The sequence below is a fragment of the Propioniciclava sp. genome (genome assembly GCF_036744435.1).
Taxonomy (GTDB): domain Bacteria; phylum Actinomycetota; class Actinomycetes; order Propionibacteriales; family Propionibacteriaceae; genus Propioniciclava.
On the sequence record NZ_DAIOIA010000161.1, the window covers coordinates 1 to 4,973 of the forward strand.

The window sequence follows — 4,973 nt, forward strand, 5'->3', positions numbered from 1 at the left end:
GACGTCGTCTCCGACGAGGGCTTGGGGTTGCGTTTCGCCCTGTCGAAGGCCTGATTCAGCCGCGAGGAGTCTGACCAGGAGGGGGGCGTCGCCTGTGGGTGACGCCCCCCTCCTGCGCGCTCCTGGGCGACAGTCCACGGACGGCTTCGCAGAGCCGCAGTCACGGACGCGCGTGAGAGAACGCCAGGGATCGTGGGCGTGGGCTCGCGCAACCGGCCCCACTGTTCGTAGCTCTCGTACTCGAGGTTGCCGTTGTGGATAACTCCACACTGAATGATGGGGGCCGGTGTTGATATGCCAAACTGGGGCCATCCCCAGGAGGTAATACCCCATGAATCTCTCGAGGCGGTCTCGTTCGCTCTCCGTCGTGCTGGTTGGCGTCGCGTTGGCTGGTTGTTCTGCGGCGCCTGTGGCGAGCCCCACTCCTTCACCTACGTATGCGTGTGTGCCGGAGGCGGGCGGTGAGGCGGTTCCGTGCGGCCCGATCGAGTACGAGCAATCCCAGCGTCGGAACGCTCTCTACGCAGAGGCGGAGGCGGTGTACCGCAGGTACTGGGCCGAGAAGGAACGCTTGGCGAGTATGCCCGATCCCAGCTGGACAGCCGAGTTGGAAGCCACCACGGGAGGTGCCTTTCGGGAGTCTGCGATGGAACTAGTCGATCGTGCCCGGGGGCGGCAACGCGTCAGTGGGGAACCGCAACTCGCGTGGGTGAAGCGACTTCCTGGACTGAGTCGCTCGGGTTCGATTGTTGCGCTCGAAGTTTGTACCGACGCTAGCGGGGCGACCTACGCGTCAGCCGATGGGGGGCAGCCCCAGCCTGGCCTCACAGGTCAGCTTCGCCTGTACTACTCCCGCGATCACGACTCAGTGCTCAGGATCGTCGAGTCGGAGGCGAAGGAAGTTCCTACGTGTTGAGGCGGCTGTTCGTCTGGGGTTCGCTTGTTGCGGTCCTGGCAACGCACTCTTCTGGTCTCGCCTATGCCCAGAACGACTATGTGGTGGGAAACCTGGACGAAGTGAACACAGTGGGCGTGAAAGCGCAGACGAGCGATGTCGGACGAGGCCAGTACGGAGGAAGAACCGGTGGCCACGAGAGTTCTCGTGGGGGCTCCTACTCGGTGCCTGCAGCATCCGAACCCGAGTTTGAGGTGGAGGAGGTGAATGGGAAGACCGTGCGGTTGACGTTGAAGCGGAGTCGGCCGGCGTTGACGATTGATGGGTGCTGGGATGGCCCGGTGGAGCGGCGGGAGTGCCGGATCATTCCCGAGCAGGAGCCGGGTGAGGCCGACGCCCCGGCCGCTGCGGCTCCCTCGCGGGAGCGGGTGGAGTCTGTGGTGCGGTCGTTGGTGTCGTCGATGGAGTTGCCGTTGCCCACCCCGTTGGTGGGGCCGGATCCGAGCGTGAACGAGTGGCACATGGCGGTGGTGGGGTATCCGTTGTGGTTGTGGACGGACAATCCGGAGTCGATGTCGTCCACAGTGACGGGGAACGGGATCACGATCACCATGCGTGCGCGACGTGGGGCGACGACCTTCGACATGGGTGACGGGAAGAAGGTGTCGTGCTCGAAGATGACGCCGTATCCGGCGCGCGTGAAGCCGGCGACGCCGTCGCCGACGTGCGGGTATGCCTACGGTTGGCCGTCGTTGCCGCAGGGGAACTACACGGTGACGGCGTCGAGTAGGTGGGTCGTGGACTGGTCGGCGTTGGGGTTCGAGGGGTCGATTCCGGTGACGGTGTCTGCCCAGCGTGCCTTGCCGGTGGGGGAGTTGCACGCCCTCGTCGTCCGCTGACCCAGGCCCGCGCTGTCCGGCCCTGATACGCCCCGCTCGGGGGCCGCTGCGCCCACCGGCCTCGACCGGTCAACGACGCGCGACCCGCTTCGCTGGCGAGCATCCGCCGGGCGTCGTGGCCGACCCCGGCCACCGTGGCCAACGGCTGAGCATCCCCGACGTCCTGCCCGAACGTCGCCACGAGGTGGGCGTGATAGTTCACGGCCCGCTCCTCCCGGTTCGCGCCCTGGGTCTGCGCGGCGCACGACCGATCAAGGCTCGTCGAGTTCGGATCGTCGTCGGCGGTGCCGATCAGATACCGGACGCCGCGAGACGCATACCGCTCGCGGATCTCTTCAGGGTTGCCGGTCTCGGCATAGCCTGCCCGGCCGTCCAAGCCGTACCGCCAGTCATTGAAGGTGGGACACGACGCGCTGGGGCGCGGCCGGTCGGCCGTCAGCCACACATAACTCGACGGATTGATGATCACGTAGCGATCCAGCATCGTCCGCGACACGGCCGCGTACCGGTTGGTGAACTGGCCCCCACCGGAGAACCCGACCAGCGTGATGGACCGGTCCCCCACCGCCTCGACCAGGGCGTCCATGACCGCGAACGAGGACACGCCGCCCCGGTCCGGCTCGCCGGCGGGCCAGGTGCTCGGCCCCCAGGCGAACCCGCCCGTCGGGGCGTCCGCGGACGTGGAGAAGTGCGGGGCGATCACGACCGTATCCGCGGGCTCGCCGCCCAGCGCCGCCACGACCGCATCCCGCATCGCGCACGCGGCCCGGTCCAACCCGTGCACGGCGATGATGACGCGTCGAATCTCCTGGCCCCATGCCTGCACCGGAGCCGACGCGCAGTACTGGAACGGGCGCCCGGCGATCAGGATGCGCTGGGCCGCCCCGTCACCCAGAACCTGACGCGGCTGGAGCGCGCACCCACTCACCACCACCGCTACCAGGAGCGTCACCGCTGCGCGCAGAACACGCCCTCTCACGTGCCCACCTCCTCGCGCCAGGCCGCCTCGAACACGTCGACCAACGTCTCCACGTAGGCACGTGACAGGTGGTTGGTGTCCATGTAGACGTACGTGTTCCCGATCACCCCGGGGCATACGGACACCTTTCCCGGCGGGCACAACCAGTCCGAGAAGTCGAGGTAGTGCTGATTCGGCAAGGACTCCAGCGCGCCCTTCGGCCAGGTTTCGGCGAGCTTCTCGGTGCGTCGCGCGAAACAGCGGGGATCATCGGCTCCGAACCTTTGCACGCACTCGGGCATGTTCACCTCCCAGCGCGGATTGTCCCGCACGTTGACGACGGTGATCCCCGACTCGGCCAGCGGTGCGATCGCGGACGCCCATCCCCAGTCGTCATGCTCGCCCTCGGAGGCGCGCGCCGACGAACCGGTGCTGAACACGTAGTCGGGTCGGATCTCTTCGAGCCAGGCGATTGCCTCGGTGGTGTACTCCGGGCAGCCGGGGATCTCGCTGGGGGAGCCCACCCGGCATGCGGGCCGCACGTAGGCGATCACCTGCCAGTTCTCCTGTGACGCCAACGGGATGAGGGCGGTCAGCCACTGGTAGGCGTGCGAGTCACCCACGACGGCGACGGTCTTCGTCGGCGGCTCCAGACCCTTCGTGAAGACGGCGCACCACCCCAGCTCCGGATGCGCGGGCATGCCGGGGGCTCCCGCTATGCAGGTGGGGAACTGCACCGGCCAATCCTGAGCGATCACCGCGTCGCCTGGGGCGATGCCGCGTCCCCGCCCGCTCGCGGGGGCCGCCGCCGTCGGCTCAGCGGTGAGAATGCGCGCCCCAGGGCGTTCCTCGGGTGGCAGCCCTGCCGTGGCGCGGGTGTCCCGCTCCACCAGGGCCGTCACCCCGCCGATGACCGAGGCGCCGATGAGCGAGAACAACAGGATCGTGGTGAGGGCGGGGGAGCGTCGCTTGAGCAGCGGCATCCCGTGGAAGCGTCGCTCCACGAGGCGGGTCGACGCGTCGGCAAGCAGGAACGACACCATCAGCACGACGGCGGACCCCAGCCAGCCGGTGCGCGGATTGGTCGTCCCCGTCGCGTCCAGGTAGAGCGCATACACCGGCCAATACCACAGGTAGAGCGCGTAGGCGCGGTTGGCGACGAAGGTGACCGGACGCCGCGACAGCCACCAGGCGGCATGCCAGGGGCGGCTGCTGGGCCCCGCGAACACGACCAGCGCAGCAGCGAGCAGCGGCGGGAGGGCGGCCGCGCCCGGATAGGCGCCGCGGCCCCACAGCGGGCCGGTTGCCAGCAGCAATCCCAGCCCGGCCCACGACATCGCTGCGGCCGCCCAACGCTGCGGGTTCCACGCCGGAAGCAAGGCCAGGAGCCCGGCGGCGGTGAACTCCCAAGCTCGCGCCCACGTGCTGAAGTAGGCGGCAGCCGGAGCCACCTCGATGAGGTGCACTGCATAGGCGAAGGACGCCACGGTCAGCCCCACCAGCACGACCCCGAGGCTGCGCCGCAGCGGCAGCCCCCACCTTCGCTCGGCGGCCGCGCACGCCACGAACAGCAGCGGCAGCAGCACGAACAGCTGGCCCTGCACCGACAAGCTCCAGAAATGCTGGAAGGGGTTCAACTCCAGCGGACTGGGGGCCGTGTAATCGGTGGCGTCGGCGATCAGCTGCCAGTTCTCCCGATACAGCAGGGACGCGATCGCGTGCGTGAGGAGCCCCGGGTAGCGCGTCGGGGTCTGCAACGCCCATCCGGCGAGCAAGGTGACGATGACGACGATGGACGCCAACGGCACCAGCCTCCGGAATCGCTGCACCAGGAAGTCGACGAGGGTGAAGGCCGTCCCCTTGCGGACGAAGGACCCCGTCATCAGGAAGGCGGAGATGAACAAGAAGACGTCGACGCCGCCGGACACCCGGCCTGACGTCCACAGGTGATAAGCGACCACGAGCAGGATGCCGAGGCCGCGCAGTCCCTGGATCTCCGGCCGGAAGCCTGCACGGCTCCCCGACGCGGGCGTCGCGGAGGGGGTGGGGGTGATGCGTGCCGTCACGGCACCCGGTGCGTCCAGGCGTCCGTGAGGAACTTCTCGTCCATCAGCTTCTGCGCGGCGTCGTATTCGGCGGGCGTGTAGTCGGAACGTCGGGTCTCGTGGTTCGCCTCGAAGGAGGCCAGGAACCGGGCAATGATCTCCTCGCGGGGCAGGCC

Annotated in this window: 3 protein-coding genes; all 3 read right to left on the reverse strand. The window is 68.4% G+C overall.

From position 1 onward, the window contains the following. Positions 1-1,112: 1,112 nt before the first annotated feature. Genes V7E09_RS14320 through V7E09_RS14330 form a run of 3 tightly spaced genes read right to left on the reverse strand, consistent with a single transcriptional unit; the run spans position 1,113 to position 4,818 of the window. On the reverse strand, positions 1,113-1,541 hold the full coding sequence (locus V7E09_RS14320; RefSeq protein WP_324523587.1) for a hypothetical protein: 429 nt from the start codon (positions 1,539-1,541) through the stop codon (positions 1,113-1,115). Then, entirely contained in the window at positions 1,502-2,773 is a 1,272-nt protein-coding gene (locus V7E09_RS14325) for an alpha/beta hydrolase (RefSeq protein WP_324523588.1), read from the reverse strand. The genes V7E09_RS14320 and V7E09_RS14325 overlap by 40 nt, the downstream gene beginning before the upstream one ends. Then, on the reverse strand, positions 2,770-4,818 hold the full coding sequence (locus V7E09_RS14330; protein ID WP_324512340.1) for an acyltransferase family protein: 2,049 nt from the start codon (positions 4,816-4,818) through the stop codon (positions 2,770-2,772). The genes V7E09_RS14325 and V7E09_RS14330 overlap by 4 nt, the downstream gene beginning before the upstream one ends. Between the last annotated feature and the right edge of the window lie 155 nt (positions 4,819-4,973).

What these genes read in the sequence shown, in the direction of transcription:
- V7E09_RS14320 (WP_324523587.1), bottom strand. Translation starts at nt 1,541, where the DNA reads ATGTCGAAGGTCGTCGCCCCACGTCGCGCACGCATGGTGATCGTGATC.